Annotated in this window: 4 protein-coding genes; all 4 read right to left on the bottom strand. The window is 62.0% G+C overall.

Annotation, left to right across the window (positions count from 1 at the left end; all coding sequences use genetic code 11):
• Positions 1-186 precede the first annotated feature (186 nt).
• Complete coding sequence (gene rfbC / locus AC1D1P_RS15810; protein WP_477673630.1) at positions 187-735, bottom strand: dTDP-4-dehydrorhamnose 3,5-epimerase; 549 nt, start codon at positions 733-735, stop codon at positions 187-189.
• Positions 732-1,649, bottom strand: a complete 918-nt coding sequence (rfbD, locus tag AC1D1P_RS15805) for a dTDP-4-dehydrorhamnose reductase (RefSeq protein ID WP_477673629.1) — start codon at positions 1,647-1,649, stop codon at positions 732-734. The genes rfbC and rfbD overlap by 4 nt, the downstream gene beginning before the upstream one ends.
• Entirely contained in the window at positions 1,627-2,655 is a 1,029-nt protein-coding gene (gene rfbB / locus AC1D1P_RS15800) for a dTDP-glucose 4,6-dehydratase (protein ID WP_477673628.1), read from the bottom strand. The genes rfbD and rfbB overlap by 23 nt, the downstream gene beginning before the upstream one ends.
• 129 nt (positions 2,656-2,784) lie before the next feature.
• Positions 2,785-4,318: SDR family oxidoreductase (locus AC1D1P_RS15795; RefSeq protein WP_477673627.1), on the bottom strand; the 1,534-nt coding region annotated here is incomplete at its 5' end.

Below are 4,318 nucleotides of genomic sequence, written 5' to 3'. Positions count from 1 at the left end.
AAGAAGGACCGCGTGATAGACGCCATCGAGATCGTGACGTCGCAATATGACCGCGACCGGCGCCCGGTTCTGCCCATTGCCGACTACGAAAATCCATTCGTCTCGACGCAGATTGTACGTGTCGTGACGAGCTACATCGACTACATCAACCGGGTTGTCTGGTCAAAAAAATAGTACGCGTGGCGGCTATGGCGGCAGCTCCGCCTGCGCCATAGTCACGCCGTCACAATCTCTGGCTGAAAGCAGAGGCACAGCGCCCGCCAGGGGCCAGGAAATCGCCAGATCCGGGTCGTCCCAACGGATGCAGCGTTCATGTTCGGCGGCGTAGTAGTCGGTGGTCTTGTACAGCACGTCGGCAAATTCGCTAAGCACCAAAAAGCCGTGCGCAAAGCCCGGCGGCACCCAAAGCTGCCGATGCTCCTGGGCCGACAGCTCGAACGCGACCGAACGCATGAAATTCGGCGAGGAGCGCCGGACGTCGACCGCAACATCCCAGATGCTGCCGCTGACCACCCTCACGAGCTTGCCTTGGGGTTGCCTGAGCTGGTAATGCAGGCCGCGCAGCACGTGGCGAGCCGAGTGCGAATGATTGTCCTGTACAAAACCGCCGTCAAGCCCGGTTGCCCGCTCAAAATCGCGCCTGTTGAAGCTTTCGAGAAACAGGCCCCGCGCGTCGGCATGAACTTCAGGCTGAATCAGCAGCACTTCGGGCAGGGCCGTCGGGGTGACTTTCATGAGAGCTCCTCAACCATTTTGGCGACACCGGTTTGCCAATCGGGAATGTCGACCCCGAAAGTCCGCCGCAGCTTCGAAGTATCAAGTCGCGAGTTCAATGGGCGGCGGGCTGCCTGCGCGTAAGCAGTTGACGCCACGGGCTGGACCACATCGATGGGCACACTGGGCAACAGGCCGGTTTTTTGTGCCTGCTCAACGACAAAACACGCATAGCCATGCCAGGAAGTTTCACCGGCGGCAGCCGCGTGATAAAGCCCGGCCAATTGCTCATCCGCGAGAACGCGCGTCAACGCCAACACAGTCAGGTCGGCCAGCCAGGCCGCTGCGGTGGGTGCACCGAACTGGTCGTTAACCACCGCCAGCCGGCCGTCCCTGCGCAACTTGTGCAGGATTTTCTTTGCAAAGTTTTCACCATGCGCCGCATAAAGCCAGCTTGTGCGGAAGATCAGGTGCCGTGCGCAATTTTTCGCGACCAACTGGTCGCCGAGCAGCTTGCCAAGGCCATAGGCGTTCAGCGGCAAGGCGGTGTCGTCCTCGGTCCACGGCCGCGTTCCTCCGCTGCCATCAAAGACATAGTCGCTCGAATAGTGAACAAACCAGGCGCCGGTCTCTTCACACGACCGGGCCAGCACGGCCGGTGCATCGGCATTGATCGCGTTGACCATATCAGGCTGGCCCTCGGCCGCATCAACGTCGGTGAAAGCCGCCGCATTGACGACGATATCGGGCCTGGCTCCGAGTACGGCGTTCCGGATACCAACGCTGTCGGCAAGGTCGCCGCCAGGCTGACTCCGATCAGGTGCAATCACCTCGCCCAACGCGGCCAGGCTGCGCAAGAGCTCCGCGCCCAATTGCCCGCTCTTGCCGAACAGCAGGATCTTCAGCATGGACTCACCCGGTATGGCCGCGCTCACGCACCGCTTGCAGCCAACCTGGGTTGTCCAGGTACCAGCGCACGGTGTGGCGCAGGCCGGCTTCGAAGCTCTGGTCAGCATGCCAGCCCAGCTCATGGCGGATCTTGCTCGAATCGATGGCGTAACGGGCATCATGGCCGCGGCGATCGGCTACATGGGTGATCAAGCCGGCATAGCCGGCCGGCACCGGCCGCAATTCATCGAGCAGGCGGCAAATCGTGCGCACGACATCCAGATTGGTTTTTTCTCCCTGGCAACCGATGTTGTAGGTCTCACCGGGCCGGCCGGCCTCCAGCACCATGCGGATCGCCTTGCAATGGTCCTTGACATACAGCCAGTCGCGCACCTGCAGGCCATCACCGTAGACCGGCAGGGGCCGCCCTTCGAGCGCTGCAACAATCATGTGGGGGATCAGTTTTTCCGGAAACTGGTAGGGCCCATAGTTGTTGGCGCAGTTGGTGGTAAGCACCGGCAGGCCATAGGTGCGATGGCTGGCACGCACCAGGTGGTCGGCGGCCGCCTTGCTTGCGGCATAAGGGCTGTTGGGTTCATAGCGGTCAACTTCGCGGAAAGCCGCCGCCGCCGACGTCAGCGAGCCATAGACTTCATCCGTCGACACCTGCAAAAACCGAAAGTTCGTGCCGCTTGATCCTTCCAGCCCCGACCAGTAGGCGCGCGCGGCCTCCAGCAGGCGGAAAGTGCCTACGATATTGGTCTGCACAAACTCTTCGGCCGCGTCGATGGAGCGGTCGACATGCGACTCCGCCGCGAAGTTGATGATGGCGCGCGGCCGGTGCAACGCAAGCAGGCTGGCCACCCACCGGCTGTCGGCGATATCGCCGTGCGCAAAGACATGGCGGCTGTCACCCTCAAGCCCACGAAGGTTGTCGCGGTTGCCCGCGTAGGTGAGCTTGTCGATATTGAGGATCGGCTCATCGTGCAACGCGAGCCAGTCCAGAATGAAGTTGGCTCCGATAAAACCGGCTCCGCCAGTGACCAGAATCATGGATAGCCTTTGTTGACGGCACACGTGCGGCAACGGCGCCTGGACCGGGATTATCCCCCAGCCGCGGCGCCGCCAACGAAAAACGGGCCTGGAGAACCAGGTCCGTTTGGCATCAAGTCTGGAACAGGCTCAGAAATGAATCCCGCGCATCATCTGCTGCATCGCCACCGCTTCGGCCGACAGCGTCGGTTTGGCGCTCTTGTCGCCCTTGGCGGCCGATGAGTCGGGGAACATGCGAAAGCTGGTGTTCATGGCGATCTGGGCAATGCGCGGCACCAGCGCATGCATGAGCTGGCCGGTGATACCCAGGCGCGTAGCGACGCGCACCGGCTTGAAGATGCAGGCCTGCGCAATCATGTCGGCGGCCTCTTCAGGGGACAGCGTGGGCACGTTGTTGTACAGGTTGGTCGGCGCAATCATGGGCGTGCGCACCAGCGGCATGTTGATGGTGGTAAAGCTGATGCCGACGTCGGCAAACTCACTGGATGCGCAGCGCGTCCAGGCGTCCAGCGCGGCCTTGGAGGCCACATAGGCCGAGAAGCGCGGCGCATTGGTCAGCACACCGATGGAGCTGATGTTGACCACATGGCCCTTGCGCTTGGCAGCCATGCCGGGCAACAGCCCCATGGTCACGCGCAGGCAGCCAAAGTAATTGAGCTGCATGGTGCGCTCGTAATCGTGAAAGCGGTCGTAGCTGGCCTCAATGGCGCGGCGGATGGAGCGGCCCGCGTTGTTGATGAGGAAGTCGACGCCGCCATGGTTGGCGATCAGCTCCTTGATGAAACGGTCGCAATCCACCATGTCGGCGATGTCGGCCGGGTAAGCCACGAAGTTATAGCCCTTGGCCTTGGCTTCCTTGCAGGCTTCGTCGAGCTTGTCCTGGTCGCGCCCGCAGATGATGGTGATGGCACCCGCATCGGCAAACTTGTGCGCCGCCGCCAGGCCGATGCCTGACGAACCACCGGTGACCAGCACCACCTTGCCGTTGACCGTGCCCCGCAGCGAGCGGTCGATATGCAGGTCGGGATCCAGGTGGCGTTCCCAGTAATCCCAGAGGCGCCAGGCGTAGTCTTTCAGGTTGGGACATTCGATGTTCGAACCCTTGAGCGCGGCCAGGGTGTCGCGGCAGTCAAAGCGGGTCGGGTAGTTGACAAACGTCAGCATGTCTTCCGGCAGGCCCAGGTCGGCCAGCACCGCATTGCGTACGCGGCGCACCGGCGCCAGCGCCATCAGGCTCTTTTTGACGCCGCGCGGGATAAAGCCCAGCAGGGCGGCATTCACGAACAGGTTCATCTTGGGCGCATGGGCTGCGCGGCTGAAGATGTCCAGCACATCGCCGACGCGGTAGCCCACCGGGTCCACCAGGTGAAAGCATTTTTTGGCAATACCGGTTTTGTGGCTGAGGTGGTCCAGCGCAKCGACGACAAARTCGACCGGAACGATGTTGACYCGCCCGCCCTCCAGCCCCACTGCCGGCATCCAGGGCGGCAGCAGCTGCCGCATGCGCTGGATCAGCTTGAAGAAGTARTACGGCCCGTCGATCTTGTCCATTTCGCCGGTGGTGCTGTCGCCGACCACCATGGCAGGGCGAAACACCGTCCACGGCACCTTGCATTCCTTGCGCACGATTTTTTCGCTCTCGTGCTTGGTCATGAAATACGGG

It is taken from the genome of Polaromonas sp. P1_E1_2, from assembly GCF_056406035.1.
The sequence above is the reverse complement of the archived record's forward strand: the minus strand, read 5'-3'. Positions and strand labels throughout refer to the sequence as shown.

Excerpts from the sequence above, each read along its gene's own strand:
- rfbC (WP_477673630.1), bottom strand. The coding sequence starts at position 735 with ATGAAAGTCACCCCGACGGCCCTGCCCGAAGTGCTGCTGATTCAGCCT.
- rfbB (WP_477673628.1), bottom strand. The coding sequence starts at position 2,655 with ATGATTCTGGTCACTGGCGGAGCCGGTTTTATCGGAGCCAACTTCATT.